Source organism: Streptomyces sp. WM4235 (genome assembly GCF_001279725.1).
GTDB lineage: Bacteria > Actinomycetota > Actinomycetes > Streptomycetales > Streptomycetaceae > Streptomyces.
On record NZ_LGDE01000371.1, the window covers coordinates 18,497 to 45,449 of the forward strand.

The following is a 26,953-nucleotide window of genomic DNA, read 5'->3' on the forward strand; positions in this document are numbered from 1 at the left end:
GGTTCTTCCCCGACGTCATGATCTCCTCCTACCGTGAGGCGGCCGGGCCGCGATGGCCCCGTGGAGGAGGATCGATGGGTGGGCGGCAGGCGACGGCGCGACGGCCGAGGGCGAGCGGCGGATCGGACCTCACGGGCCGGGAGATCGTGATCGAGTCGGGGCAGTGCACGGGATGGCACTATCACGACGTGCCGCTGATGGTGGTGGTCACCTCCGGAACGCTGACCCGGATCCTGGACGACGGATCCGTCGAGACGCACCCGGCGGGGGCCACCTTCGTCGAGCCCCCGGGCAGTGACCACGTCCACCTCGGCCGCAACCCGGGCAGCGAACCGGTCGTGCTCCACGTGACCTGTGCCCTTGCCGAGGAAGCCCGTTGGTCGGTGGCCACGCCCGCCCCGTCCGGTGCCAGGCCGTGCCCGTGCCCGGGGCACGCCCGATGACTCCGTGGCACCGGCCGGTCGAGTGCGGCGCACCCCACGGCAGGCTCAGACCAGTCGGCGTATCTCCCCGCGCACCCGGTAGAAACCGCCGGACGCCGCATGCAACCCCTCCACCACGTAGCGGGCGCCGGCCTCCCGGATCCCGCGCGGGAACTGCACGTTCCAGCCGGACTCGAAGCCGTCGGACACCACCTGCACCCGCGTCCGCCCGCCCTGCTGGACGCACTCCACCACCACACCGCCCGCCGGCGCCGCGGCCACCGAGATCGTCGCCACCGCCGAGGCGGACGCGGCCGGGGTGAACACGGGCAGCGCGGCGGCCGACTTGACATCCACCGCCATCGGCACCGAACCCTGCTGCGCGGCCGTGATGGCCTGCTCGCTCGCGTCCACGCACACCAGCGAACCGTCCGTGGTGACCAGGTACAGCCGCCCGTCGAGGTACTGCATGGACAGCGCCGACCCACTGCCCGTGCCCAGCTTCCACAGCCGCCGGCCGTCCGCGTCGAAGCAGTACACGGAGGAGGAGAGGTCACCCGCGAACACGTGCCGCCCGTCCGGCGAGGTCGCACACGAGTACACCGCCGCGTCACACCGGTACGAGGCCTCCACCGCGCCCGTCGCCTTCGACAGCCGCTGCACCGTGTTGCGCCCGGTACCCGCGTACACGGCGTCGTCCTCCTGCCAGCCGAACAGCACCGAACCGTCGGTCGCCGTGTGCCACAACTCCCGCCCGCCGTCCGGGGCGTAGGCCGTCACGCCCTTGCTGTGGCCGTGGTACACCGCCCGCTCGTCGGCCCGCACCATCCAGGCGTTGGACCCCGACGAGCGCCGCGACCACTGGAACTCGTCCTCGTGGTCGATGACGGTCAGGCCGCCGCTGCGGTCGGACACGTTCAGCACGCCCTCGCGGATGTCGAGCCAGAAGATGTCCACGTCCGCGGCGATGTCGTACGCCCCGAACGGCACCTTCGACGAAAGGTCGTACACCGTGCCGTCGTCACAGCCCGCGTAGATCCAGAACTCGTCCGCCACCAGGCACTTCACCCCGTCCGGCAGCGAGTACCGGGCCAGCACCTCGCCGCCGTGGCTCAGCGTGTAGACGTCTCCCGACTGGTTGCCGACCCAGCAGCGGTCCTCGTCCACGTGGATCCCGAACGCCGAGGAGCCCGTGCGGAAACGCCACAGCACCGGAGCCACCGCGCGCGCCGTCGACGGGGCCGAGGTCACCTGCCTGCGGGTCACCGACCGCGCCGCGCGGGCACCGCGAACCGCCGGGGCGTAGCCCTTGCGGACCTTCTCCCCGATCTTCTTCGCGGCCGCCGCGCGGGCCTTCTCCACCGTCGGGAAGGAGGAGTTCTGCACCTGGCCGTCCGCGCCGATGCGCCCGTACCGCACGGTGACGGCCGTGCCGTCCACCGTCACCTCGTAGAACTTGTGCGCCCCGCCGTCGTCCTGCGACAGCTCCATGTACGTCGTCTCGCCGGCCATGACAGACCCCTCCCCGCGGTCGGGCCGACGACTCCGTTTCGCGCCGGTGATCCCTCGTGGAAAAAGTTAGGACCCGCCACTGACAATGGGCTCGTGCAGCTGGAAGCGATCACATGGCAGCGGATGGCCGAGCGGCTCGCCGGGCGTCTGGAGGACCGGTCCGAGGGGCCCGGCGGGGGGCCCTGGCAGCGGGTGGGCATCGACGGCGCGCCCGCCGCCGGAACGGACGTGCTCGCGGACCGGCTCGCCGAGGAACTGCGCGGTCGGGGCAGGCCCGTGATGACGGTCCCGGCCGACGGGTTCCTGCGGCCGGCCTCCCTCCGCTTCGAGTTCGGCCGGCAGGACGTCGACGCGTACCTCGCCGGCTGGTACGACACGGCCGCCCTCTGGCGGGAGGTGTTCGGCCCCACCGACCCCGACGGCAGCGGCCGGGTGCTGCCCGATCTCTGGGACCCGGCGACCGACCGGGCCACCCGCAGCCCCTACGTCGAACTCCCGCCGGGCGGCGTGCTGATCGTGCACGGACCGCTGCTGTTCGGCCACTGGTTCCCCTTCGACCTCGGCGTGCACATCCGCCTCTCCCCGGGAGCCCTCGCCCGCAGGACCGAGGAGTCCGCGCGCTGGACGCTGCCCGCCTTCGCCCGCTACGAGGCCGAGACCGACCCGGTGGGCCTGGCCGACGCGGTCGTCAGGGCCGACGACCCCCGCCACCCGGCCTGGACGGGACTCGCGGACTGACACGCCGAGGCATCCACCGGGTCACGGACGTCCGGGATCGGCAACAGCGCGATTCCCGGTCGGTGACGAACGGGAATCGGCCATCGTCGTGGCCGACAGTCGCGGCTACGTTGTCGCCACGCTTCGACGGCGGCCACCGGGTGGCGCCTTGGCAGAGGGAGACGGCAATGGGTGGACGCGGCGGTACGGTCGAGGGACCGAGACGGTTGCGGGGGTGGACGCTCACGACGCTCGCCCTGTGCGCGGCCCTGACCCTCACCGCCTGCAACGGCGAGGACGGCGGCACCGACGCCGCGGGCACGCCCTCCGGAGCGAGCCCCGCCGGCCCGAGCACCTCCCCGGCCGGGGCCGCGCCCCCGGCCGGAACCCAGACCCCGCCCGCCGGCGCCGGACCGTCGGCGTCCGCCGTTTCCGCGAAGCCGACCGCCCCGGCCACCGCCAAGGCGACCCCGGCGGGCAAGCCCAAGTCGCCCGCGCCCACCTGCGACCACAAGATGCCGATCTCGCCCGACGAGATCGCCGTCAACCGGTACACGCCCGAGGGCGGCTTCCACAGCCTGATCGTCAAGCACGGCAACTGGGGGTGCGGTACCCCCGACTCCGACGGCGCCCCCTTCGAGACGGTCGGCAAGGAGACGTTCATCCCGATCCGGGACGACGCGAAGATCACGGCCGTCACTCCGATCGTCGAGAGCACGGAGAACGAACCGATCACCCTCGACGCCCTCATCGAGTGGCTGGTCGCCCACCCGAACCAGGGCCTGGTGTTCCGCTACCACCTCGGCGGCAAGGGCGGGATCGACACCCTGGACCAGGTGTTCACCCCGTGAACCCGCCCCCGGGGCGGCCCTGATCGACCCGCCCCGGGTCCCGTCGACACCGGGGCGTGTGAGGGGTCGAGGGCGACGGCCCTACGGACGTCCGCCCAGCCGGGTGACCGCCACCGCGGCCGCTCGACACCCCGCGCGGGCCGCCTCCACCGGGGTCGCGCCCGCCAGCCGGGCCGCCAGGAAGCCGCCGGTGAAGGCGTCCCCCGCACCCGTGGAATCGACCGCCTCGACGGCTTCGGCGTCGACCTCGGCCGTGATGCGCCCACCCTCGGCGATCAGCGCCCCGGCCGCGCCCCGGGTGACCACCACCAGCGGCACCCGGCGGCTCAGTGCCACCGCCGCCCGGGCCACCCCGGCCGGCTCCGGGAGCCCCGCCAGCAGCCTCGCCTCGTCCTCGTTCGGCAGCAGTACGCAGGCGCCCGCCACCGCCGCCAGGAAGCGCTCCGGGCCCAGCGTGGCCAGGAACCCCGCCGAGGCCGGGTCCACGCTCACCGGCACCCCCCGGGTCCGGGCCGCCCTCAACGCCACCCTCGCCAACTCCCTGCTGCTGTCCGCGAAGAACAGGTACCCCGACAGGTGCAGGTGCGCGGCCCCGTCCAGCAGGGCCGGCGCCCAGTCGGCCGGGCACAGCCGCAGGGACGCCCCGCTGTCCGTCAGGAAGGTCCGCTCCGCGTCCTTGCCGACCAGCGCCACCACCGTCCCGGTCGGTTCCCCCCGGTCGACGACCAGTTTGGGGCGGACCCCCGCGTCGACCAGCGCCCGTTCGTGCCACCGCGCCGCCTCGGCGCCCACCCGCGCCAGGATCCGTACCTCCGGGGCGCCCTCGTGCGCCGCCCAGCAGGCGGCGTTACCGCCCGCCCCGCCCGGCAGGGTACGGATCCGGGCGACCGTGTCGGTGGCCGGCGCGAGCGGCTCCGTGTGCACCGCGACCACGTCCGTGACCACGTCCCCGACGACCAGCAGCGCGCCCGGCGCCCCGCCCGCCCCGCTCGCGGCCGCTCCCCGCGGGGCCGTCCCCGTCGCACCCGTTCCCGTCCCCTCGTCCGTCGAGTCCGTCACCGTCGCGTCCGTCGCCGTCGAGTCCGCGCCGGTCACCCCCCGCCCGGTCATGCGCGGGCCGCCCAGGCCCCCGCGATCCGGGCCCCGAGCCGGACGTTGCCCCGCACCGCCGCCAGGTTCGCCTCCAACGACGCGCCGCCGGTGGCCCGTACCAGGAACCCCAGGAGGAACGGGGTCACCGCCTGCCCCGTGATGCCCCGCTCCCGGCACGCGTCGAGGGCCTCCGCCAGCACCCGGTCGTGCAGCTCCGGATCCAGCTGCTCCGCCTCCGCCACCGGATGGGCCACCAGCAGCGCGGACTCCGGTCCTCCGAGTGCGTCCTGAGCCGCCATCACCGCCGCCACCTCCTCGGGACGGTGCACGGTCCAGTCCACCGGCTCGCCGGAACTGGACAGGTAGAACCCGGGGAAGCGGTCCGTCCCGTACCCGAGCACCCCGACGCCCAGGGTCTCCAGCCGTTGCAGCGTGGCGGGCACGTCCAGGATCGACTTCACCCCCGCGCAGACCACCGTGATCCGGGTGCGCGCGAGCAGCGACAGGTCCGCCGACTCGTCCTGGGTGTGGGCGAACTCCCGGTGCACCCCGCCCAGCCCGCCCGTGGCGAAGACGCGCAGCCCGGCCCGAGCCGCCAGGAAGGCGGTCGCGGAGACCGTCGTCGCCCCGGTCGCCCCCGTCGCGAGGGCGGGCGCCAGATCCCGGTGGCCGAGCTTGCGCACGTCCTCGCCGCCCGCGATCCGCTCCAGTTGCCCCTTGTCGAGGCCCGCGTACGCCACTCCGTCCACCACGGCGATCGTCGCCGGAACCGCCCCCTCGGAGCGGACCAGGGCCTCCAGTTCGGCGCCCACCACTAGATTGCGGGGGCGCGGCAGGCCGTGCGCGATGATCGTCGACTCCAGGGCGACGACGGGCCTCCCGGCGGCCAGCGCCTCGCGTACCTCCTCTGAAAGGACCGGTACCGAGGAGAGCGCCGAGGCCGGGACGGCGGACGCGGATGTGGGCGCGGATGCTCTGTGCTGTGGCATGCACCCATCCATGGCACCGGATTCGCGCCCCCAAACGCGCTCCCGTCACTCCCGCGCCAACCTGTCCGAGTACCGCGCCCCGCGCGCCGCCCGCCCCACCCTTGAACGCGCCCGCGCGGCACGACGCCCGCCATCCGGACACGCACCGCGGCGACAGAGGTGCGCACCCGCCGTCCTGGCCGAAACCCGGCGGACACCGACCCCGGCGGGGTGGACAGGATGCCTCGTCCGGCGCGTCCGCGCTGGACGCTCTGGTCGCCCCGACGCGGGGGACCACCCGATTAGGCTGACGGGCCATGAGCACCCCTGATCACAGCGCGGCCCCCGCCTCCTTCGCCGTCTCCGTGACGGACTTCCCCGACGCCGAACTGGAGGTGGAGGAGCTCGACCCGGCCCAGATCGTCTCCGGCACGCCCGTCGTCACGGGCAAGGTGCTGTGGGAGGCCGAGGACGGCTCGCGGATCCGGGGCATCTGGCAGATCACCCCCGGCGTGGTCACGGACACCGAGGCCGACGAACTGTTCGTGGTGGTCGCCGGCCGCGCCACCATCGAGGTCGAGGGCGGCGACACGCTGGAGGTGGGCCCCGGCTCCGCCTGCGTGCTCAGGGAGGGCGACAAGACCACCTGGACCGTCCACGAGACGCTGCGCAAGGCCTACCACATCAACTACTAGGCGGCACCGCTCCCCGCCGACGAGGCAGCCGGACCCGCGGCCCCGGCAGGATCCGAAAGAGACGGCCTACGCGCCCGCGTCCGCCTTCGCGGGGGCCGGGTGCCGGCGCGCCGTGAAGAGGGCCAGGGCCGCCATCGGCAGCAGCAGCGCGGCGCCGATCGCGTTGAGCCACCCGTATCCCGCCCGGGCCATGACCAGGCCGGCCGCGGCCCCGCCCAGACCGGCGGCCGCGTTCATCGTGAGGTCGCTCAGTCCCTGGACGGCGGCCCGCGCGGCCTGCGGTACGGAATCGGTCAGCAGGGCCGAGCCCGAGACCATTCCCGCGGACCAGCCGAGACCGAGCAGGAACAGGCCGAGGGCGGACTGCGCGTGGCTCGGGCCGGCGGTACCGGCGAGCAGCGCGGCGACCGACAGCAGACCGGCCGCGAGCCCGATCACGGACAGCCGGCCGATCCGGTCGGCGAGCCATCCCATGACGGGGGAGAAGGCGAACATGCCGGCGATGTGACCGCTGATCACCAGTCCGACGAGCTTCAGGTCGGCGCCGTGGTGACCGAGGTCCACCGGGGTCATGACCATGATCGAGACCATGGTGGTGTGCGACACCGCGACGGTCAGCAGGGCGAGCCTGGCACGCGGCGACTCCCGGACGGCCGTGAAACCGGCGCGCAGCGAGCGCCCGGCCCGGGTCTGCTCCCCGGGCGCGGCCAGCGCCCGGGCCGTCAGCAGCGGATCGGGTCGCAGGAGGACGCCGATCAGGGTGCCGGTGAGGACGAAGACGGCGCCGGCCCACACGAAGGGGCCCGCCGTCTCGGGTATGGAGGTCCCGGCGAAGCTGTGGCTGGCCGGTGCGGAGAGGTTCGGGCCGAGCACCGCGCCGATGGTGGACGCCCACACGACCACGGAGATCGCCCGCGCGCGGCGGTCGGGCGCCGCGAGGTCGGCGGCGGCGAACCGGGCCTGGAGGTTGGCGGAGGACGCGGCGCCGAAGGCGGCCATGCCCACCAGCAGGAGCGGGAAGTTCCCGATCGTGGCGGCCAGTACGACCAGGGCCGCGCCGGCGGCTCCGATCGCGTACGCCAGGACCAGACCCGGACGGCGCCCGCGCGCGGTCATCAGGGCGGCGAGCGGCAGCGAGAGCAGCGCGGTGCCGATCACGGAGGCGGTGGACGCGAATCCCGACATGGCCTCGGTGCCGCTGACCTCGGTGGCGAGGACCGGGGCCAGGGCGATGCTGATGGGCACGCCCAGCCCGCCCAGCATCTGAGCGGCGATCAGCACGGCGGACGTGCGCCGCTGCAACCGGGGGAGGTCCGTCGCCGCGACCGAGGGCGCGGTGCGTTCGGTACCGGGGGAGGCCGTCACCGCCCACACCCCCTCGACGGCCGCGGCGGGCGGGCGGAGGGCGGGGAGCCGGGTGCGGCGGCGGGAGTGTTCACCGCGGCAGTGTGCCACCCCGTACCGCGAGGTGGAACCGGGTATCCGGGCCCTCGGGACGATGCGCGGTCACGCGCCCCGTGTGCACCCGCGCGCGCCCGTGACGCCGCGCCGGGTCTCGCCGGGTCGCGCCGGGCCCGGGCGTCGGAACAGCGGCGGAGGCACGCCGTCAGAACAGCGGCTGCGGAAGCACGCCCTCCAGCGCGAGCAGCAGGCGCTTGGTCTCCACCCCGCCGCCGAACCCGCCGATCCCGCCGTCGTTCTCCACCACCCGGTGACAGGCCACCACCAGCGGCAGGGGGTTCGAGCCCATGGCGTTGCCCACGGCCTGGGCCGCGCCCGGCTGCCCGACCCGCGCGGCGAGTTCCCCGTACCCGACGACCGACCCGTAGGGCACCGAGCGGTCCAGCTCCAGGAGCACCTGGCGGTTGAAGCCGGAGCTCAGCCGCCAGTCCAGCGGCAGCTCGAAGCGCCGCAGCGAACCGGCGAAGTAGGCGTTCAGCTGGCGTACGGGCTCGGCGAGCAGGACCTCCTCGCCCGGCGCGGGCCGCCAGGCGTCGGCGCCGAGCCGGGAGACCAACGAGCCGATCATCCTCTCGACGCGGTCCGGTCCGGCGTGGAACTCGACGCGGACCAGCCCCTCGGGGGTCGCCGCCAGGAGCAGGGGGCCGATGTCGCCGGTGACGACCGTCCATTCGAGGTGCGGCCCGCGGGGCCGCTCGGAGCTGTCCACCCGTCCACGGTACGGCGCCCCGCGGACAACGACGACGGGTTCGCCGCGGCCGGGGCGGGGCTCAGTACCAGCCCACCGCCCTGCGCACGACGTCGGGCGTGTTGGTGATGATCCCGTCCACGCCCATCTCCTGGACCTTTCGCGCCGTGGCCGCGTTGTCCACGGTCCAGGTGTCCACCTCCATGGCCTTGCCGTGGGGGCCGCGCAGGGCGTGCACGGCCGCCACCCAGTCCGCCGAGAGGGTGGTGTGCCAGGGGTTGATCCGGTCGGTGAAGGCGGCGTATCGCGGCAGCTCGGCCACGGTGGGCGTGCCCAGGAAGGCCGTCACGAGGTCGGGCCGCAGATCGTGCACGATCCGGATGGAGTCGGCGCTGAAGCTCTGCACCACCAGCCGCCGCTCCACGCGGTTCCTGTCGAGCCAGCCGGTGGCGTCCAGCAGGTTCAGGGTCTCCCGCTCGATCCCGGGGTAGATCTCCGGCCTCTTGATCTCCAGCAGCAGTTTCTGCTGGTTGCGCCGCACCCGCGCGAGGTACTCCCGCAGGGTCGGCACCGTGGCACCCGCGTACTGCTCGTCCTTGCCGAACCAGCTGCCCGCGTCCAGCAGGGCGATCTCGTCCGCGGTGAAGTCCTTGACCAGCCAGGGCTTGCGGTCGGGGAACACCTGCTCGACGTCGGTGGTGCGGGCCAGGTTGTCGTCGTGGATCACGACCAGGACGCCGTCCCTCGTGCGCTGGACGTCGTTCTCGACCCAGTCGATGCCCATCCGCATCGCGAGGTCGATCGAGGCCAGCGTGTTCTCCGGGGCGTACGCCGAAGCCCCCCGGTGGGCGTAGACCACCGGGGGGGAGGACGCGGCCGAGCCGGACCCCGAGGCGGGACCGGACGCGGTGGCCGAGGTGGCCGTGCCCAGCACGGAGAGGGCGAGGCCCAGGACTGCGGCGGCCACGGCTGCTGGTCGGACGACGTACATGTGCGTTCTCCTCGGGTCGTGAGCCCTGCTCCCTGCCTCAAACGGGCGCGGAGCGGCAGACGTTGCGGCGATGCACTTCACGGAGTTTCGCGATCATCATGGGGTTGAAGATCACGGGGCCGCCACCGAACTACGACAAACGGACCAGAATGGAGCAGACCCGCCGGACCCCCGGAAGCCCGTGGCGGACGTGCGTGTCAGTGGGGGGTCGTACGGTTGAGGCATGCGGCCCGTATCGAAGATCGAACGCACGGTGGCGCCTTTCGAGGTCGTCAGCCCCTACCAGCCCAGCGGCGACCAGCCGGCGGCCATCGCCGCGCTGGAAAAGCGCATCCGTGCAGGTGAGAAGGACGTCGTACTGCTGGGTGCGACCGGCACCGGCAAATCGGCGACCACTGCCTGGATGATCGAGAAGCTCCAGCGGCCGACGCTGGTGATGGCGCCGAACAAAACGCTCGCCGCCCAGCTGGCGAACGAGTTCCGCGAGCTCCTGCCGAACAACGCCGTCGAGTACTTCGTCTCGTACTACGACTACTACCAGCCCGAGGCGTACGTACCCCAGTCGGACACCTACATCGAGAAGGACTCCTCGATCAACGAGGAGGTGGAGCGACTGCGCCACTCCGCGACCAACTCGCTGCTGACCCGGCGCGACGTCATCGTCGTCGCCTCCGTGTCCTGCATCTACGGCCTCGGCACCCCGCAGGAGTACGTGGACCGGATGGTCTCGCTGAAGGTCGGCGAGGAGTTCGACCGGGACCAGCTGCTGCGCCGGTTCGTCGACATCCAGTACACGCGCAACGACGTGGCCTTCACCCGCGGCACCTTCCGGGTGCGCGGCGACACCATCGAGATCTTCCCGGTCTACGAGGAACTGGCCGTCCGCATCGAGATGTTCGGCGACGAGATCGAGGCGCTGTCCACCCTGCACCCGCTGACCGGCGAGGTCATCAGCGAGGACCGCGAGCTGTACGTCTTCCCCGCCAGCCACTACGTCGCCGGCCCCGAGCGCATGGAGAAGGCGGTCGCCGGCATCGAGGCCGAGCTGACCGACCGGCTGGCCGAGCTGGAGAAGCAGGGCAAGATGCTGGAGGCCCAGCGGCTGCGCATGCGCACCACCTACGACCTGGAGATGATGCGCCAGATCGGGTCCTGCTCCGGCATCGAGAACTACTCGCTGCACATGGACGACCGCGAGCGCGGCTCCGCCCCGAACACCCTCATCGACTACTTCCCCGAGGACTTCCTGCTCGTCATCGACGAGTCGCACGTCACGGTGCCGCAGATCGGCGCGATGTACGAGGGCGACGCCTCCCGCAAACGCACCCTGGTCGACCACGGCTTCCGGCTGCCGTCCGCCCTGGACAACCGGCCGCTGAAGTGGGAGGAGTTCCAGGAGCGGATCGGCCAGACGGTCTACCTGTCCGCCACCCCCGGGAAGTACGAGCTCTCCCGCGGCGACGGCTTCGTCGAGCAGATCATCCGCCCCACCGGCCTCATCGACCCCGAGGTCGTCGTCAAGCCCACCGAGGGCCAGATCGACGACCTGGTGCACGAGATCCGGCAGCGGGTCGAGAAGGACGAACGCGTCCTGGTCACGACCCTCACCAAGAAGATGTCCGAGGACCTCACGGACTACTTCCTGGAGCTCGGCATCCAGGTCCGCTACCTGCACAGCGACGTGGACACCCTGCGCCGCATCGAGCTGCTGCGCGAGCTGCGCGCCGGCGAGTACGACGTCCTGGTCGGCATCAACCTGCTGCGCGAGGGCCTCGACCTTCCCGAGGTCTCGCTGGTGGCCATCCTCGACGCGGACAAGGAGGGCTTCCTGCGCTCCGGGACCTCCCTGATCCAGACCATCGGCCGCGCGGCGCGCAACGTCTCCGGCCAGGTCCACATGTACGCGGACAAGATGACGCCGGCCATGGAGAAGGCCATCGACGAGACGAACCGTCGCCGCGAGAAGCAGATCGCCTACAACACGGCGAACGGGATCGACCCGCAGCCGCTCCGCAAGAAGATCAACGACATCGTCGCCACGATCGCCCGCGAGGAGCTGGACACCGAGGAACTGCTCGGGACCGGCTACCGGCAGGCGAAGGAGGGCAAGGGCGCCAAGGCCCCGGTGCCCGCGCTCGGCGGCAAGGCCGCCGGGGGCAAGGCGGGTGGAAAGGGAGCGAAGGGGGCCAAGGCCGCCGGCACCCCCACGGACCGTCCCGCCGCCGAACTGGCCGCGCTGATCGAGCAGATGACCGAACGGATGCGGGGCGCGGCGGCGGAGCTCCAGTTCGAGGTCGCGGCCCGCATCCGCGACGAGGTGGGCGAGCTGAAGAAGGAGCTTCGACAGATGAGGGAAGCGGGCCTCGCCTGACGTGGGGGCTGTCAGTAGGGTTGGGCACCAGCCGCAGGTACACGCTGCGACCCGCCGACAACGGGGCGGGCCATGGAGAGGGGACATCACGTGACGGTCAACATGACCAAGGGTCAGGCCATCAGTCTGCAGAAGGCGGACGGAGGCACGCTGACCGCGGTCCGGATGGGGCTCGGCTGGCAGGCGGCGAAGCGTCGGGGGCTGTTCGGGTCGCGGACCCGGGAGATCGACCTCGACGCGTCGGCGGTGCTGTTCGCCGACAAGCAGCCGGTGGACGTCGTGTTCTTCCGGCACCTGCAGAGCGACGACGGCTCGGTCCGCCACACCGGTGACAACCTCGTCGGCGGCGTCGGCCAGGGCGGGGACGACGAGGCGATCCTCGTCGACCTCCAGCGCGTGCCGGTGCACATCGACCAGATCGTCTTCACGGTGAACTCCTTCACCGGGCAGACGTTCCAGGAGGTGCAGAACGCCTTCTGCCGCATCGTCGACGAGACCAACGGCCAGGAACTGGCCCGCTACACCCTCGACGGCGGCGGCGCGTACACCGCGCAGATCATGGCGAAGGTGTCCCGCGTGGGCGCCGGCTGGCAGATGACGGCCCTCGGAAACCCGGCCAACGGCCGGACCTTCCAGGACCTGATGCCGTCGATCCTGCCGCACCTGTAAGCAGCACCGGACAAGAGCAAAGAGAAGAAGGCACGGGGGAGGGCTGCACGATGACGGCCGAACTGGTCCGGGGGCAGAACCACCCCCTGTCCGAGAGCAGGGTGGAGATCAGGGTCTCGGCGGGCACGCCGGTACTGGCCCTGGTCTCGACCGGTGACGACGAGGGCCGGTTGGCCGGACCCGCGTCGCTGGCCCACCCCGGCGCCCGGGCACTGCCGGGCCTGGAGGTCCCGGACACGGTCGCCGGCGGGCACCGCTTCACCGTCGACCTCGACGCCGTCGGCGAAGCCGTCCACCGGCTCCGGGTGCTGCTCGTGCTGCCGCCCGGCGGCCCGGCGCGCTTCGGCGCGGTGCCGGCCTCGTACGTCGCCGTCGCCGAACCGCAGGGCGCCGAACTCGCCGGGTACACCCTGACCGGCCTGGAGTCCGAGACCGCCGTGGTGGCCCTGGAGCTGTACCGGCGCCAGGGTGCCTGGAAGGTCCGGGCCGTGGGCCAGGGGTACGCCGGTGGGCTGAGCGCCCTCCTGGCCGACGCCGGACTGCCCGCACCGGCCGCCGCCGAGCTGGCCGCCACCGCCACGGGGCTCGTGGCCTCGGGCGACATCACCCTCGCGGTCATGCCGGCCGGGCCCGCCCCCACCGTCCCCCGCGGCCTGCGGGCTCCGCTGGACGCGCCGCCCCCGACCACGACCCCGCAGGCCCCCGAGCCGCCGGACCCGATCCCGGTCTCCGACGTGCCCCTCGCGACCGGCGCCGGTTCGGCCGGCGACACCGCGGGCGGCCCGCCGACCATCAGCTACGCCCACCCGCGCCGCCGCCGGACCAGCACCGAGGCGCCCGAACCGGCGCCGCGGGCCGCCGAACCGGACGAGCCGGGCCGACCGCCGCGCCCCGTCGCCGGCGACGCCAGTGGCTGGTCCATGGACGAGCGGCTCTACAACCAGGTCTGGGGCATGTTCGAGGACATGGCCCGCACGGTCGCCGCCTACCGCAGCGCCGTCGAGTTCGCCGACTCCCGCATGGACCGGGAGCTCGACGAGGCGCTCTCCGACCCCCGCCACCGCCTCGGCGGCTCCGGCGACGGCGCCCGCGCCACCGCCCGGGCGCGACGCGAGGAGCTCGTGGCCCAGGCCCGCGCCGTGCTCGACCGGGACCTGGCCCAGCTGGTCGCGGAGTCCGAAGTGGTCGAACCCGCGCTGCCGGCCGCGTACGCCCGCTGGGACAACCCCGTCTGGCATGCCCCCGGCACCCCCCAGGAGAACCCGCTCGCGCTGCGCCTGGGCGACCTGTCGCTGCCCGAGCGCCCCGAACTGCGCATCCCGATGCTCATGCGGGTGCCGCTGGAGCGCGGCCTGTGGATCGACAACGGCCGTACCGGCTCCGAGTCCGCCATGGCCATGGACACCGACCGGCTGCGCCGGGCCGCCATGGACATGGCCGTCGCGCACGCCGTCCGGCTGCTCGCCGTCCATCCCGGCGACAAGTACTCCGTGCACGTCATCGACGCCGCCGGGGCGGGCGCCGCCTCGCTGGCCCCGCTCGTCCGCGCGGGGGTGCTGGCAGCCCCGCCCGCCTCCGGTGCCACCGGGGTCACCCAGACCCTCGCGCGACTGACCCGGCGGGTGGACCTCGTACAGATGGCGCTGCGGGCCGGCGCCCCCGAGGACCTGCCGCCGGACGTGGACACGGCCGAGCAGCTCCTGATCGTCCACGACTTCCCGCACGGCTTCGACGACCGGTCCGTCACCCAGTTGCGCTACCTCGCCGACGAGGGGCCGGCGGTCGGCGTGCACCTGCTGATGGTCGCCGACCGTGACGAGGCCTCCGCCTACGGGCCGCTGCTCGACCCCCTGTGGCGCTCGCTGATGCGACTGTCGCCGGTCCCCGACAACCACCTGGCCGACCCCTGGGTCCATCACGCCTGGACCTTCACCCCGGACCTGCCCCCGCAGGGCAGCCAGGTCCTCGACCAGGCACTGAACCGCATTTCGGAGGCCCGGCGCAGCACCCGTCCGTGAGTCAGGCAGGCAGGTCACGGACCGTTTCATGACGCGTGTGTGACCTGCCACTGACCCTTTCTTGGGACTCCCTTTACCTTTCCCCGGTTCGGCGGGTACTGTGGTGCACGCGGAGGGGAGTATTCCTGCTACCTGCTACGGCGTACCCGTCAATACGGACCGCGATCGGTCCCGGGGCGCCGGCCCGAGGCCTCCAGGCCATCCGGGTGGAAGAGACCTCCGGCAGCGATGACGCTGACGAAGTGCTGAGCCATCCCGCCGGAGGCGTGTAGACAGTGGACGTTTCATTCAACATCTGGCTGCTGACCATTCTCGGTCTGAGCATCCTGATCGGCGCCGATTTCTTCATCGGCCGCAAGCCCCATGACGTATCCATGAAGGAGGCGGGCATCTGGACGGTCGTCTGGATCGCCCTCGCCGGCCTCTTCGGCCTCGGCCTGCTGTTCTTCGGCAACGGCCAGGCGTCCCAGGAGTTCTTCGCCGGCTTCATCACCGAGAAGTCGCTGAGCGTCGACAACCTCTTCGTCTTCGTCCTGATCATGGCGAAGTTCGCGGTGCCCTCCCAGCTCCAGCAGCGCGTCCTGCTGATCGGCGTACTGATCGCCCTGGTGCTCCGCGCGATCTTCATCGCCGCCGGCGCCGCGATCATCACCAACTTCTCGTGGGTCTTCTACATCTTCGGCGCGTTCCTGATCTACACCGCCTGGAAGCTCATCCAGGAGGCGCGCGGGAACGACGAGGAAGAGGAGTTCGAGGAGAACCGCCTCCTGAAGACCATCGAGAAGAAGTTCGGCGTCGCCGACCGCTACCACGGCACGAAGCTCTTCATCCGGAACAACGGCAAGCGCATCATGACCCCGCTGATGGTCGTCATGCTCGCCATCGGCACCACCGACGTGCTGTTCGCCCTGGACTCGATCCCCGCGATCTTCGGCCTCACCCAGGACCCGTACATCGTCTTCACCGCCAACGCCTTCGCCCTGATGGGTCTGCGCCAGCTGTACTTCCTCATCGGCGGCCTGCTCAAGAAGCTGGTCCACCTCAGCTACGGCCTGTCCGTGATCCTCGGCTTCATCGGCATCAAGCTGGTGCTGCACGCCCTGCACGAGTCCGGACTGCACGTCCCGCAGATCTCCATCCCGGTCTCCCTGGGCGTCATCTGCGGCGTGCTGGTGATCACCACCATCACCAGCCTGATCGCCTCGAAGAAGCAGGCGGCGGCCGAGGCCGCCACCGCCGACTCCAAGTCCATCGACGCCTAGGTCCTGTCGGGGTCGGGAGTCCGTCGACTCACACGGGGGCGGCCGCTTCGGCCGCCCCCGTTCGCGTGCCCCCGGCCGCCTTCGAGCCCCGCTCGGCGAGCACCGTCGGGTTCGTCTCCGGCAGCAGCGCGAAGCAGCCCAGGCTGACCAGGGCGATCACGGTCAGGTACACGGCGACCCCCCAGGGCGGGCCCGAACCGTCCGCCAGCGCGGTCGCCACGATCGGGGTCAGCGCCCCACCCAGCACCCCGCCCAGGTTGTACCCGACGGCCGCCCCCGTGCAGCGGATCCGCGGGGCGTACAGCTCGGGCAGGTACGCGCCCACCACGGCGAACATCGTCACCATGCCCAGCAGCGCCACCACACAGCCCAGGGTCATGAGCAGCGGATCCGCCGTGCGCAGCAGCGCGACGAAGGGGAACATCCACACCGCGCAGAGCGCACAACCGGCCAGGCACAGCGGGCGGCGCCCCCACCGGTCACCGCACAGCGCCACCAGCGGGGTCGCCAGGCCCTTCAGGGCGACCGCCGCCATCACACAGGCCAGCATGACCGTGCGGTCCACCCGCAGGTGCTCGGTGGCGTACGCCAGGGACCAGGTGGTGACCGCGTAGAAGACGGCGTAACCGATCGCCAGCGCCCCGCCGGTCAGCAGCAGCAGCCGCCAGTGATCCCGCACCACCTCGCCGAGCGGGCTGCGCGCCCGGCGGCCGGTCTCGGCGAGCGCGCGGAACTGCGGGGTCTCCTCGACCGAGTGCCGCAGCCACAGCCCGGCCAGCGCCGGCACCGCGGCGGCCCAGAACGGGACCCGCCAGCCCCAGGAGGTGAACTGCGCGTCGGTCAGGGTCGCGGACAGGGTCAGCATCAGGCCGTTGGCCAGCAGGAAGCCCACGGCCGGGCCGGCCTGCGGGAAGCTCGCCCACAGCCCGCGCCGGTGCTCGGGCGCGTGCTCGGCCGTCAGCAGCACGGCGCCGCCCCACTCGCCGCCGAGCCCGAGCCCCTGGAGGAAGCGCAGCAGGAGCAGCAGGAGCGGAGCGGCGATGCCGATGGACGCGTACGACGGCACACAGCCGACCAGCACCGTGGCAAGGCCGGTCAGCAGCAGGGAACCCAGCAGGACGGGACGGCGGCCGTACCGGTCGCCGATGTGGCCGAAGACGGCCGAACCGAGGGGGCGGGCCAGGAAGCCGATGCCGAAGGTGCCGAAGGCGGCGAGGGTTCCGGCGAGCGGCGAGAGGGACGGGAAGAACAGCGGGCCGAGCACCAGGGCGGCGGCCGTGCCGTACACGAAAAAGTCGTAGAACTCGATGGCGGTGCCGGCGAGGGAGGCCGAGGCGAGCCGCAGCATCGAGGGAGGTTCCGAGGAGGGGGCGGGGGAGGGGTCTTGTCGCATGGTGCGGGAACTACCCCACCCCACACCCTCGGGACGTGCGTGCGGCCGTCATCGACCGGAAGGAGTTCACCCCTTCCCGGTGTTGACGGGGCTCCGACCGGCCGCCGACCGGCCGCCGGCGGTCGGCGAACCGCCGCCGGAGGCCGGCCGGCATCCGACGCCGGCCGGCCGGTGGTGATCGCTACCAGCCGCGCTCGCGCCATTCGGCCAGGTGCGGCCGCTCGGTGCCGATCGTGGTGTCGTTGCCGTGCCCCGGGTAGACCCAGGCCTCGTCCGGCAGCCGCTCGAAGAGCTTGTGCTCGACGTCGTCGATCAGCTGCGCGAAGGCCTTCGCGTCACCCGAGGTGTTGCCGACGCCGCCCGGGAAGAGGCAGTCGCCGGTGAACACGTGCGGGTGCCCGTGCGGGTCGTCGTAGACCAGCGCGATCGAGCCGGGGGTGTGACCGACCAGGTGCCGCGCGGTCAGCTCGACGCGACCCACCCGGATCGTGTCCCCGTCCCGCACCGGCACGTCCGTGGCGACCGGGATGCCCTCGGCGTCGAAGGCGCCCGCGTACGTGCGCGCGCCGGTGGCCTCGACCACGGCCTGGAGCGCGCCCCAGTGGTCACCGTGCCGGTGGGTGGTGACCACGGACGCGATTCCGCCGTCGCCGATCAGCTGCAGGATCGTCTCCGGCTCGGCGGCCGCGTCGATCAGCAGCTGCTCGTCGGTCGCCCGGCAGCGCAGTACGTAGGCGTTGTTGTTCATCGGGCCCACCGCGACCTTGGAAATCATCAGGTCCGAGAGTTCATGCACGTCGGCCGGACCGCCGACCTTCACCGCTCCGCTGTACGTCATGTGTCGATCCTAGAGCGGCGGGAGAGCGGGGAGGGAGCCGCCGTCCACGGTCAGGTGCGCGCCGAGGTCGCCGCGCCCGGCCAGCCAGCCCAGCAGTTCGGCGCCGGTGCCCGACACGGTGACCGGGGCGCCCTCGCCGCCGGCGATGTGCCAGGTGCGGTCGGGGCCGCCGGACCCGAGCACGAGGGTCACCGGCGGGACCTCCTGACGGCCGGACCAGCGGTCGGTCAGGAACTCGATCTCACGGGCGGTGAACCCGTCCGGGAGGTCGGCGAGCCCGTACCCGATGCCGAGGTCGACGTGGTGCAGCTCGACCTCCACGAGACGGCGGAAGGGGATCCGGGCGGCGGAGTCGGTGACGCCGTTGCGCAGCTCCACGGTCCGGGACCAGTCCTGCGGGAGTTCGGTCGCCGCCTCGTACCGGTCCGCGGAATGCCGGAGGTCCTCCAGCTGTTCCACCAGGGGTCGGCCCGCGTCGCGCTCGATGTCCGCGTCCCGCGCGGTGCCGCTCACGTACATCGGGCGTCCCTCGACGACGTTCACGAGGGCGTCCGCGTTGCGTGCCAGGTGGGCCAGGACGTGGCCGCGGGTCCACCCGGGGAGAAGTGACTCCTCGGCCAGGGCGGCGTTGTCCAGTTTCGCGGCCGCGGTCAGCAACCGATCGGTGGCCTCACGCAGGGATCGCAGGTCGTGCACATGATCAGTCATGGTTCCGAGCCTAGTGCGGACAAGGCCTCCGCCACACGATCGGGTGAACAGGTCTTGCGCGTGCCGTAAATCGAATGTGCGTGCTATACGCTCGGAAGTCCACTCATCAAGCCCATCGCAGAGGCGCCCCCCATACCCTGGGACGGGGGCCCGTGCCCCCGCTCTCTCAAGAAAGGTGCGGACCGGCGTGACCGACCGTCTCATCGTTCGTGGCGCTCGCGAGCACAACCTGAAGAACGTCTCGCTCGACCTGCCCCGCGACTCCCTCATCGTCTTCACCGGACTCTCCGGGTCGGGCAAGTCCTCCTTGGCCTTCGACACGATCTTCGCCGAGGGTCAGCGCCGCTACGTCGAGTCGCTCTCGTCGTACGCCCGCCAGTTCCTCGGCCAGATGGACAAGCCCGACGTCGACTTCATCGAGGGCCTCTCCCCGGCCGTCTCCATCGACCAGAAGTCCACCTCGCGCAACCCGCGCTCGACCGTGGGCACCATCACCGAGGTCTACGACTACCTCCGCCTGCTCTTCGCGCGCATCGGCAAGCCGCACTGTCCCGAGTGCCGACGACCGATCGCGCGGCAGTCGCCGCAGGCGATCGTCGACAAGGTCCTCGCACTGCCCGAGGGCAGCCGCTTCCAGGTCCTGTCGCCGCTGGTGCGCGAGCGCAAGGGCGAGTTCGTCGACCTCTTCGCCGACCTCCAGACCAAGGGGTACAGCCGGGCGCGGGTGGACGGGGAGACCATCCAGCTCTCCGAGCCGCCCACGCTCAAGAAGCAGGAGAAGCACACGATCGAGGTGGTCATCGACCGCCTCACCGTCAAGGACGGGGCCAAGCGCCGGCTCACCGACTCCGTGGAGACCGCCCTCGGGCTCTCCGGCGGCATGGTCATCCTCGACTTCGTCGACCTCGCCGAGGACGACCCCGAGCGTGAGCGGATGTACTCCGAGCACCTCTACTGCCCGTACGACGACCTGTCCTTCGAGGAACTGGAGCCCCGCTCCTTCTCCTTCAACTCGCCCTTCGGTGCCTGCCCCGAGTGCACCGGCATCGGCACGCGCATGGAGGTCGACCCGGACCTGATCATCCCGGACGAGGAGAAGTCCCTGGACGAGGGCGCGGTCTCCCCGTGGTCCCTCGGACACACCAAGGACTACTTCCAGCGCCTGATCGGCGCACTCGCCGGGGAGCTCGGCTTCCGGACCGACATCCCGTGGGCCGGACTGCCGCTGCGGGCGCGCAAGGCCCTGCTGTACGGCCACAAGACGCAGATCGAGGTCCGCTACCGCAACCGGTACGGGCGCGAGCGGGCGTACACCACCGCCTTCGAGGGCGCCGTGCCGTTCGTCAAGCGGCGGCACGCGGAGTCCGAGAGCGACGCCAGCCGCGAGCGCTTCGAGGGCTACATGCGCGAGGTGCCCTGCCCCACCTGCGAGGGCACCCGCCTCAAGCCGATCGTGCTCGCGGTCACGGTGATGGACAGCTCCATCGCCGACGTCGCCGCGATGTCGATCAGCGAGTGCGCGGACTTCCTGGGCCAAGAAGATCGCCGAGCGGGTCCTGAAGGAGGTCAACGAGCGGCTGCGGTTCCTCGTCGACGTCGGCCTGGACTACCTCTCGCTGAACCGCGCCGCCGGCACCCTCTCGGGCGGCGAGGCCCAGCGCATCCGGCTCGCCACCCAGATCGGCTCCGGCCTGGTGGGCGTGCTGTACGTCCTCGACGAGCCCTCCATCGGCCTGCACCAGCGGGACAACCACCGGCTGATCGAGACGCTGGTGCGGCTGCGCGACATGGGCAACACCCTGATCGTGGTCGAGCACGACGAGGACACCATCAAGGTCGCCGACTGGGTCGTGGACATCGGCCCCGGCGCCGGCGAGCACGGCGGCAAGGTGGTGCACAGCGGCTCGCTCAAGGAACTGCTGAAGAACACCGAGTCGATCACCGGGCAGTATCTGTCGGGCAAGCGGTCCATCCCGCTGCCGGACGTCCGCCGCCCCGTGGACGGCGAGCGCCGGCTGACCGTCCACGGCGCCAAGGAGAACAACCTCCGGGACATCGACGTGTCCTTCCCGCTGGGCGTGCTCACGGCGGTCACGGGCGTCTCGGGCTCCGGCAAGTCCACGCTGGTCAACGACATCCTCTACACCCACCTGGCCCGCGAGCTGAACGGCGCCCGGTCCGTTCCGGGACGGCACACCCGGGTGGACGGGGACGACCTCGTCGACAAGGTCGTGCACGTCGACCAGTCGCCGATCGGTCGGACGCCGAGGTCCAACCCGGCGACGTACACCGGTGTCTTCGACCACGTGCGCCGGCTCTTCGCGGAGACGATGGAGGCGAAGGTGCGCGGCTACCTGCCGGGCCGCTTCTCCTTCAACGTCAAGGGCGGCCGGTGCGAGAACTGCTCCGGCGACGGCACGATCAAGATCGAGATGAACTTTCTGCCGGACGTGTACGTCCCGTGCGAGGTCTGCCACGGCGACCGGTACAACCGGGAGACGCTGGAGGTCCACTACAAGGGCAAGTCCATCGCCGAGGTCCTCGACATGCCGATCGAGGAGGCGCTGCACTTCTTCGAGGCGGTGCCGACGATCGCCCGGCACCTGAAGACCCTGAACGAGGTCGGCCTCGGGTACGTCCGGCTCGGTCAGTCCGCGCCGACGCTGTCGGGCGGCGAGGCGCAGCGCGTGAAGCTGGCGTCCGAGCTGCAGAAGCGGTCGACGGGTCGGACGGTGTACGTCCTGGACGAGCCGACGACCGGCCTGCACTTCGAGGACATCTCGAAGCTGATCAAGGTGCTGTCGGGCCTGGTGGACAAGGGCAACTCGGTGATCGTCATCGAGCACAACCTCGACGTCATCAAGACCGCGGACTGGGTCATCGACATGGGCCCCGAAGGCGGCTACGGCGGCGGCCTGGTCGTCGCCGAGGGCACCCCGGAGCAGGTCGCTTCGGTCGGGGCGAGCCACACCGGCAAGTTCCTGCGCGACATCCTGGGCGCGGACCGGGTCTCCGACGCGGGGTCGGCTCCGGCCCGGTCTGCGGCGAAGAAGCCCGCGGCCAAGAAGACCACCGCCAAGAAGGCGGCTCCGGCGAAGAAGACGGCGGCGGCGGCCAAGAAGACCGCGGCCCCGGCGAAGAAGACGACGAGGGCCCGCAAGGCATAGCTCCCGTCGACGGTCTCGCACCCGGCCGGCGCCTGCGGGCAGCGCACGCGCAGGGTCGGGGAGGGGCGCCCGCGTACGATCTCGTACGCGGGCGCCCCTTCGTCATGCCCGGGCAGCGGGCAGGTCGCGGGCGGGCGGCGGACGGCAGGCCGAGGGTGGGTGATCAGGTGGCGATGCCGATCGCGTGGCCGATCGTCGTCGGATCGGTCAGGGTGCTCAGGAGGGCGTCCGCGACGTCCGCGCGGGCGATGGACTTGCCGTCGGGGACGTTGGCGTCGAGGGCCCTGCGGTACGTGCCCGTGCGGAGCCGGTTCAGCAGGCGCGGCGGGCGGACCACCGTCCACTGGACGTCTCCCGCCCTGATCGCCGCCTCCATCACCGCCAGGTCCGCGTACAGGTTCCGCAGCACCCGCCGCAGGATCGGGTAGACCACCACCCGGGTCACGACTCCGTCCCGCGGGTTCGGCGGGCCCAGCGGGGCGGCGCTCACCGCCGACAGGCGTCGCACCCCGGCCCGGTCCATCGCCGAGACGATCGACCGCAGGGCCGGACCCGCGATCGGGGTCAGTCGGGCCTGCTTGTTGTTCGCCGAGCCGAGGGCGGAGATCACCGCGTCCCGGCCCGTGAGGAACGGGAGCAGGGCCTCCTGGTCCGTCAGGTCCCGCACCACGGCCACTTGGAGGCGGTCGTGCGCCGGCACGTCCAGCCGCGCCGGGTCGCGCACGACGGCCGTCACCTCGTGACCCTCGTCGAGTGCCTGCCGGACGACCTCGCGGCCGACTCCGCCCGTGGCCCCGAACACCGTGAGTCTCATTGCGAGCTCCTGCCCCCGTCGATGGTGGGTGAGTATTCACTCACCCCCGTTTCCACTAGAGTGAGTGAATGCTCACCCCCACGTCAAGCCGCCCCACCCCGGAGCGTCTGCTGGACGCCGCCGAGACGCTGATGCGCACCACAGGGCTGGCCAACGCCACCACCAAGGCCATCGCCCGCGAGGCCGGCTGCTCGGAAGCCGCGCTGTACAAGTACTTCGCGAACAAGGAAGAGCTGTTCGTCCGAGTCCTCATGGAGCGCAGGCCCAACGCCGCCGCGCTCATGGCCGCGCTGACCACCGACCCGGGGGAGCAGCCGGTCGAGGCCCGACTGGCCGAGATCGCCCGACACGCCTCGCTCTTCTACGCCGACGCCATGCCCATGGCGGCCTCCCTCTTCGCGGACCCCGCCCTGCTCGTGCGGCACCGCGAAGGCGTACGCGAGATCGGCGCCGGACCGCACGTGATGCTCGACGCCCTCACCGGCCACCTGGCGCGCGAGCGTGACCGAGGGCGGCTGCGCCCCGACGCCGACCCCGGAGCGGCAGCCGCCCTGTTGCTCGGCGCCTGCTTCCAGCGGGCCTTCTTCCTGCACTTCTCCGGAGCCGACGTGGTACGGCCGGTCGAGGAGTTCGCCCCGGGCCTGGCCCGCACGGTCTGGGCGGCGCTGCGCTGAGACGAAGCCGTGCCGTGCCGCGCCGGGGCGTCCCCGGGGCGCGGCCGTGCCGAGGCGTCCCGCACCGCGCCGAGGCGCCCCCGTGCCGCGCCGAGGCGCCCCCGCACCGTGCCGAGGCGTCCCGCGCTGCGCTCGGGCCCGCCGTGGTGGGGCGTTCCGCGTGGCGCCGGACCCCGCGGCCCCGCGACCCGTCGACCCCCCGCCGTCGGGTCAGAGTTCGGTGGCGTACGGCGGCTCCGCGCCCGCACGGGTGCAGGTCACCGCCGCCGCGCGGGCGGCGTACGCCAGTACCTCCGGCCAGTCCACCGGCCCGGGCCGCCCGGTCAGTCGGTGCAGCAGCGCCGCGTTGACGGTGTCACCCGCGCCGATCGTGTCCACGACAGGCACCCGCAGACCGGGCGCGGAATGCTCCGCGCCCTCGCGCGTCCACACCGTCAGACCTGCCCCGCCCCGGGTGAGCACCACGGCCGACGGTCCGGCCGCCAGCCAGTCGGCGACCCGGCCGCCCAGCCACGCCGCGTCCTCCTCGGAGAGCTTGAGGATCGACACGTGGGGGAGCCGGCGCAGGAAGCGGTCCCGGTAGGCGTCCGCGTCCGGGATCAGCGCCGGGCGGATGTTCGGGTCCATCAGGGTCGTCAGCCCGCGTCCCGACTCGCGGCGCAACAGGGCGTCGTAGGCGCTCGCCCCGGGCTCCAGTACCAGGGAGCAGGTGCCGAGCGCGAGGGCCCGTGCGCCGGGCGGCAGGGCGGGCGGCAGGGTGAACAGCCGGTCGGCGGTGCCCTCGGTGTGGAAGACGTAGGCCGCCGAGCCGTCCGGGGCCAGCGACGGCACGGCCAGCGTGGTCGGTTCGGGGCCGCGCTGGACCAGCGAGAGGTCCACCCCGGCGGCCCGCAGGCCGTCCAGCAGCGAGACGCCGAAGCCGTCCGTCGACACCCGGGAGCAGAAGGCGACATCGGCGCCGAGCCGGCCCAGCGCGAGCGCCGTGTTGTACGGTCCGCCACCCGCGCGGGGCAGCAGGGCGCCCGGCGGCTCCGCGACGGGCACCAGGTCGATCAGGGCTTCTCCACCGACGACGATCACGCGGGGGAAGGTACCCCATCGGGCGCGGGTATCGTCGGGTGGGCCGAACCCCACGTCCAATCCCATGCCCACCTCACGTCCAACCCCATGCCGAATCCCGGGAGAGTTCCATGTCCGCGTCGCAGTCCGCCGCCCGCCGTACCGTGCTCAAGGGCGCGGCCGCGCTCGCCGGGGCCGCGGGCGCCGGAGTGACCCTGGCGGCCTGTTCCACCGAGACCAACAGCGCAGGCGGCTCCCCGGCGGTCCCGACGGAGCCGGTCGAACTGGGTGCGGCGAGCGAGGTCCCGGTCGGCGGCTCGAAGCTGTTCCGCGAGCGCAAGCTCGTCGTCAGCTGCCCGGCGGAGGGTCGGTACAAGGCGTTCAGCGCCCAGTGCACCCATGCCGGATGCGTCCTCGACAAGATCGTCGAGGGTGAGGGCAACTGCCCCTGCCACGGCAGCCGCTTCGACGTGGCCACCGGCAAGGTGCTGCGGGGCCCGGCCTCCGCCCCGCTGCCCGAGGTCCCCGTGAAGGTCGAGGGCGGCCGGCTCGTCGCCGGCTGAACCCGCCCCGCAACGGACGGGAGCCACGGGGAGCGGCGCACGCGGCTACTCCCAGTCCCAGGCGATGCCCAGGATCCCGCGCCGCACCCCTTCCTCCAGCAGGTGCACGGCCCGGTGCCTACCGCTCGGCGTCAGATCCGTCAGGCCGTCGCGGCGTGCCCCCGGGCCGCTCCGACTGAACCGCCGGCAGCGCACGGGCAGGGCCGCCTCGTCGAAGCGGACCTGGAGCATGTACTGGCCGCCGGTGTAGCTGAAGCCGCGTACGTACTCGGTGCACCGGCCGCCCGTGCCGTCCTCGAAGCCGTAGCCGAAGACGTACGTGTCGCCCGCGCGGAGCCGTGCGTCGAAGAGCAGTTCGGCGACCACCACCTCCGCCTCGCGGTGCCACCGCACCCGCCCCGTCCGGCAGTTCTCCTCCGCCCGCACCCGGACCCGGGCGGGATCGCAGCCGGGATCGCCGTGGTGGACGGCGAGGTACCGGTCGACCCCGTCGCGGTGGGCACGCACCACGTGCTGCGACACCCGGCCCACCAACTCGCCGGCGGCGCCGATCCGCACCCGCTCGTGGTGGCCGACCGTGTGCAGACCGCCGTCCGAGGGCAGCTCCATCGAGGCCAACAGCTCCTCCACGGCGGCGCCCACGCTGACCAGGGAGCGGTACGAGCGACCCGGCGGGCGAATCGATTCCGCTGAGGCGCCCTCCGGTGTGTCCAGCAGACGTGACAGGGTTCCCCCGGGCAGTTCCAGGATCTCCTCCAGCGCCCGCACGGCCCTCAGGGACTCGGCGCGCCGGGGGCGGCGCGCGCCCTGCTGCCAGTAACTGAGGCTCGTCACGCCGAGCTTGATGCCCCGCGCGGCGAGCCGGTGTTGTACCCGGTGCAGGGGAAGGCCGCGGGCCGTCAGCGCGGCCCGCAGCGCGAGGTGGAAGGGGCCCGCGCGCAACAGTCGCGGCAGGTCGTGGGCACTGTCCGCGGTCGTCCGCATGGCGGAAACCTCCTGTGAACGTTCACGCGCCACGGGGCGGGAGACCGCGTCCGGGACGCCCGGGATTCAGGTGGGCCCTGGTGAGCGCGGGTGGACGGAGGGCGGCCGTTCACATTCCGGTTGCCCCGTTCACACGGCGATGTCACCGCGTATTGAAGCGTGTTGACCTGATCGCGACAACACCCCGATGCTCCTCCACAGCGTCCGGACGCGCTCCTCCGATCCCCACTCTCCACCACGGGAGGAACGCGATGCGCAAGTCCAACCGGCGGCTGTCCCCGGCCGCCCTCCTCATTGCCCTGCTCTTCGTCCTGTCCACCGGCACCGCCACCGCCGTCGACGCCGGCACGGACTCCGCTCTCGCCTCCAAGCGCCTGAACATCACCATGCAGGCCCAACAGAAGACCAACTGGTGCTGGGCCGCGGGCGGCAACACGATCGCGACCTGGTTCGGTCGCTCCTACAGCCAGAACCAGTTCTGCAACGCCGCCTTCAACCGTCAACAGGGCACCGAATGCCCCAACAACCAGGCCACCCTGGGCAACGTCCAGACCGGTCTGCGCTGGGCCGGGGTCAACCCCGGCTCCTACGTGACCGGCTGGCTCCAGTACTCCACCGTCCAGACCGAGATCAACGCCGGCCGACCCGTGGAGACCCGCATCCAGTGGTCCAACGGCGGCGGCCACATGCACGTGATCCACGGCTACGACACCGCGAACAGCTGGGTCTACTGGGGCGACCCGTGGCCTTCCAGCGACCGCTACAACTGGGCCTCCCACGCCTGGTACGTCGACAACGACACCTTCTCCTGGACCCACTCCCTCTACCGGATCGGAGCGTGACGCCGTGACCGCCGTACCCCTGCGCGCCGCCGCCGTCGCGGTCCTCGCCGGTGCCTGCCTGCTCCTGTCCCCGCAGGCCCAGGCGTCCCCGTACCGCAGCCCCCGTCCGCCGGGGCCGACGTCCGGGCGGCCGCCCGACAGGCGGCCGTCGCCCCCGACACCCTGGCCACACTCGCCCGGTTCTTCGCCCGGGA

Annotated in this window: 23 protein-coding genes and 1 pseudogene; 12 read left to right on the forward strand and 12 right to left on the reverse strand. The window is 72.4% G+C overall.

Annotation, left to right across the window (positions count from 1 at the left end):
• Positions 1–74 precede the first annotated feature (74 nt).
• A complete protein-coding gene (locus ADK55_RS22695; RefSeq protein ID WP_053681551.1) occupies positions 75–443 on the forward strand; it encodes a cupin domain-containing protein in 369 nt (122 codons plus the stop codon).
• Between the two features lie 45 nt (positions 444–488).
• Here the strand turns inward: ADK55_RS22695 and ADK55_RS22700 are convergent, their stop codons facing one another.
• Positions 489–1,934 carry a WGR domain-containing protein gene (locus ADK55_RS22700; RefSeq protein WP_053681553.1) on the reverse strand — a complete coding sequence of 482 codons (1,446 nt, stop codon included), beginning with the start codon at positions 1,932–1,934 and terminating at the stop codon, positions 489–491.
• Positions 1,935–2,027: 93 nt separating this feature from the next.
• Here ADK55_RS22700 and ADK55_RS22705 point away from each other — a divergent pair, with 93 nt between their 5' ends.
• Both ADK55_RS22705 and ADK55_RS22710 read left to right on the forward strand, forming a co-directional pair.
• The gene (locus ADK55_RS22705; RefSeq protein ID WP_053681555.1) at positions 2,028–2,672 is read left to right on the forward strand and encodes a uridine kinase; all 645 of its coding nucleotides are present in this window, start codon (positions 2,028–2,030) and stop codon (positions 2,670–2,672) included.
• Positions 2,673–2,839: 167 nt separating this feature from the next.
• A complete protein-coding gene (locus tag ADK55_RS22710) occupies positions 2,840–3,502 on the forward strand; it encodes a hypothetical protein (protein WP_234350207.1) in 663 nt (220 codons plus the stop codon).
• An 81-nt stretch (positions 3,503–3,583) separates the two neighbouring features.
• Here ADK55_RS22710 and ADK55_RS22715 read toward each other — a convergent pair whose 3' ends face one another.
• Positions 3,584–4,612, reverse strand: a complete 1,029-nt coding sequence (locus tag ADK55_RS22715; protein WP_078999298.1) for a carbohydrate kinase family protein — start codon at positions 4,610–4,612, stop codon at positions 3,584–3,586.
• On the reverse strand, positions 4,609–5,583 hold the full coding sequence (locus tag ADK55_RS22720) for a pseudouridine-5'-phosphate glycosidase (protein ID WP_053681557.1): 975 nt from the start codon (positions 5,581–5,583) through the stop codon (positions 4,609–4,611). The genes ADK55_RS22715 and ADK55_RS22720 overlap by 4 nt, the downstream gene beginning before the upstream one ends.
• 296 nt (positions 5,584–5,879) lie before the next feature.
• Between ADK55_RS22720 and ADK55_RS22725 the strand changes: the two genes are divergently transcribed.
• Positions 5,880–6,257 carry a cupin domain-containing protein gene (locus ADK55_RS22725; RefSeq protein ID WP_053681560.1) on the forward strand — a complete coding sequence of 126 codons (378 nt, stop codon included), beginning with the start codon at positions 5,880–5,882 and terminating at the stop codon, positions 6,255–6,257.
• Between the two features lie 66 nt (positions 6,258–6,323).
• Here the strand turns inward: ADK55_RS22725 and ADK55_RS22730 are convergent, their stop codons facing one another.
• The 3 genes from ADK55_RS22730 to ADK55_RS22740 form a co-directional block, all read right to left on the reverse strand.
• On the reverse strand, positions 6,324–7,631 hold the full coding sequence (locus ADK55_RS22730; RefSeq protein WP_053681678.1) for an MFS transporter: 1,308 nt from the start codon (positions 7,629–7,631) through the stop codon (positions 6,324–6,326).
• 232 nt (positions 7,632–7,863) lie between these two features.
• Positions 7,864–8,427, reverse strand: coding sequence for a methylated-DNA--[protein]-cysteine S-methyltransferase (locus ADK55_RS22735; RefSeq protein WP_053681562.1), 564 nt, complete (start codon positions 8,425–8,427; stop codon positions 7,864–7,866).
• A 61-nt stretch (positions 8,428–8,488) separates the two neighbouring features.
• Positions 8,489–9,397 (reverse strand): glycerophosphodiester phosphodiesterase, encoded by a 909-nt coding sequence (locus ADK55_RS22740; protein WP_053681564.1) that lies wholly within the window; start codon positions 9,395–9,397, stop codon positions 8,489–8,491.
• 223 nt (positions 9,398–9,620) lie between these two features.
• Here ADK55_RS22740 and uvrB point away from each other — a divergent pair, with 223 nt between their 5' ends.
• From uvrB to ADK55_RS22760, 4 genes are all read left to right on the forward strand, one after another.
• A complete protein-coding gene (gene uvrB / locus ADK55_RS22745) occupies positions 9,621–11,768 on the forward strand; it encodes an excinuclease ABC subunit UvrB (protein WP_053681566.1) in 2,148 nt (715 codons plus the stop codon).
• A 90-nt stretch (positions 11,769–11,858) separates the two neighbouring features.
• Positions 11,859–12,437, forward strand: a complete 579-nt coding sequence (locus ADK55_RS22750) for a TerD family protein (RefSeq protein WP_053681568.1) — start codon at positions 11,859–11,861, stop codon at positions 12,435–12,437.
• 50 nt (positions 12,438–12,487) lie between these two features.
• Positions 12,488–14,455: a TerD family protein gene (locus tag ADK55_RS22755; protein WP_053681570.1), complete on the forward strand. Its 1,968-nt coding sequence runs from the start codon at positions 12,488–12,490 to the stop codon at positions 14,453–14,455.
• Positions 14,456–14,730: 275 nt separating this feature from the next.
• Positions 14,731–15,717: a TerC/Alx family metal homeostasis membrane protein gene (locus ADK55_RS22760; RefSeq protein ID WP_053681572.1), complete on the forward strand. Its 987-nt coding sequence runs from the start codon at positions 14,731–14,733 to the stop codon at positions 15,715–15,717.
• Between the two features lie 28 nt (positions 15,718–15,745).
• Here ADK55_RS22760 and ADK55_RS22765 read toward each other — a convergent pair whose 3' ends face one another.
• The 3 genes from ADK55_RS22765 to ADK55_RS22775 form a co-directional block, all read right to left on the reverse strand.
• Positions 15,746–17,065 (reverse strand): MFS transporter, encoded by a 1,320-nt coding sequence (locus tag ADK55_RS22765; protein ID WP_053681574.1) that lies wholly within the window; start codon positions 17,063–17,065, stop codon positions 15,746–15,748.
• A 226-nt stretch (positions 17,066–17,291) separates the two neighbouring features.
• Positions 17,292–17,948 carry an MBL fold metallo-hydrolase gene (locus ADK55_RS22770; protein ID WP_053681576.1) on the reverse strand — a complete coding sequence of 219 codons (657 nt, stop codon included), beginning with the start codon at positions 17,946–17,948 and terminating at the stop codon, positions 17,292–17,294.
• 9 nt (positions 17,949–17,957) lie between these two features.
• On the reverse strand, positions 17,958–18,656 hold the full coding sequence (locus tag ADK55_RS22775) for a maleylpyruvate isomerase family mycothiol-dependent enzyme (protein ID WP_053681578.1): 699 nt from the start codon (positions 18,654–18,656) through the stop codon (positions 17,958–17,960).
• Between the two features lie 187 nt (positions 18,657–18,843).
• On the opposite strand from ADK55_RS22775, the pseudogene uvrA reads away from it, so the two are divergent.
• Positions 18,844–21,823, forward strand: a pseudogene (uvrA, locus tag ADK55_RS22780) (excinuclease ABC subunit UvrA).
• 163 nt (positions 21,824–21,986) lie between these two features.
• On the opposite strand, the gene ADK55_RS22785 reads toward uvrA, so the two are convergent.
• Complete coding sequence (locus tag ADK55_RS22785) at positions 21,987–22,637, reverse strand: NAD(P)-dependent oxidoreductase (protein ID WP_053681580.1); 651 nt, start codon at positions 22,635–22,637, stop codon at positions 21,987–21,989.
• Positions 22,638–22,705: 68 nt separating this feature from the next.
• Here ADK55_RS22785 and ADK55_RS22790 point away from each other — a divergent pair, with 68 nt between their 5' ends.
• Positions 22,706–23,311 (forward strand): TetR/AcrR family transcriptional regulator, encoded by a 606-nt coding sequence (locus tag ADK55_RS22790; RefSeq protein ID WP_053681582.1) that lies wholly within the window; start codon positions 22,706–22,708, stop codon positions 23,309–23,311.
• A 210-nt stretch (positions 23,312–23,521) separates the two neighbouring features.
• Here the strand turns inward: ADK55_RS22790 and ADK55_RS22795 are convergent, their stop codons facing one another.
• Entirely contained in the window at positions 23,522–24,391 is an 870-nt protein-coding gene (locus tag ADK55_RS22795; protein ID WP_053681584.1) for a carbohydrate kinase family protein, read from the reverse strand.
• Between the two features lie 110 nt (positions 24,392–24,501).
• Here ADK55_RS22795 and ADK55_RS22800 point away from each other — a divergent pair, with 110 nt between their 5' ends.
• A complete protein-coding gene (locus tag ADK55_RS22800; protein ID WP_053681586.1) occupies positions 24,502–24,933 on the forward strand; it encodes a Rieske (2Fe-2S) protein in 432 nt (143 codons plus the stop codon).
• Positions 24,934–24,978: 45 nt separating this feature from the next.
• Here the strand turns inward: ADK55_RS22800 and ADK55_RS22805 are convergent, their stop codons facing one another.
• Positions 24,979–25,917, reverse strand: coding sequence for a hypothetical protein (locus ADK55_RS22805; RefSeq protein WP_053681588.1), 939 nt, complete (start codon positions 25,915–25,917; stop codon positions 24,979–24,981).
• 251 nt (positions 25,918–26,168) lie between these two features.
• Between ADK55_RS22805 and ADK55_RS22810 the strand changes: the two genes are divergently transcribed.
• Positions 26,169–26,759 (forward strand): papain-like cysteine protease family protein, encoded by a 591-nt coding sequence (locus ADK55_RS22810; RefSeq protein WP_053681591.1) that lies wholly within the window; start codon positions 26,169–26,171, stop codon positions 26,757–26,759.
• Positions 26,760–26,953 lie beyond the last annotated feature (194 nt).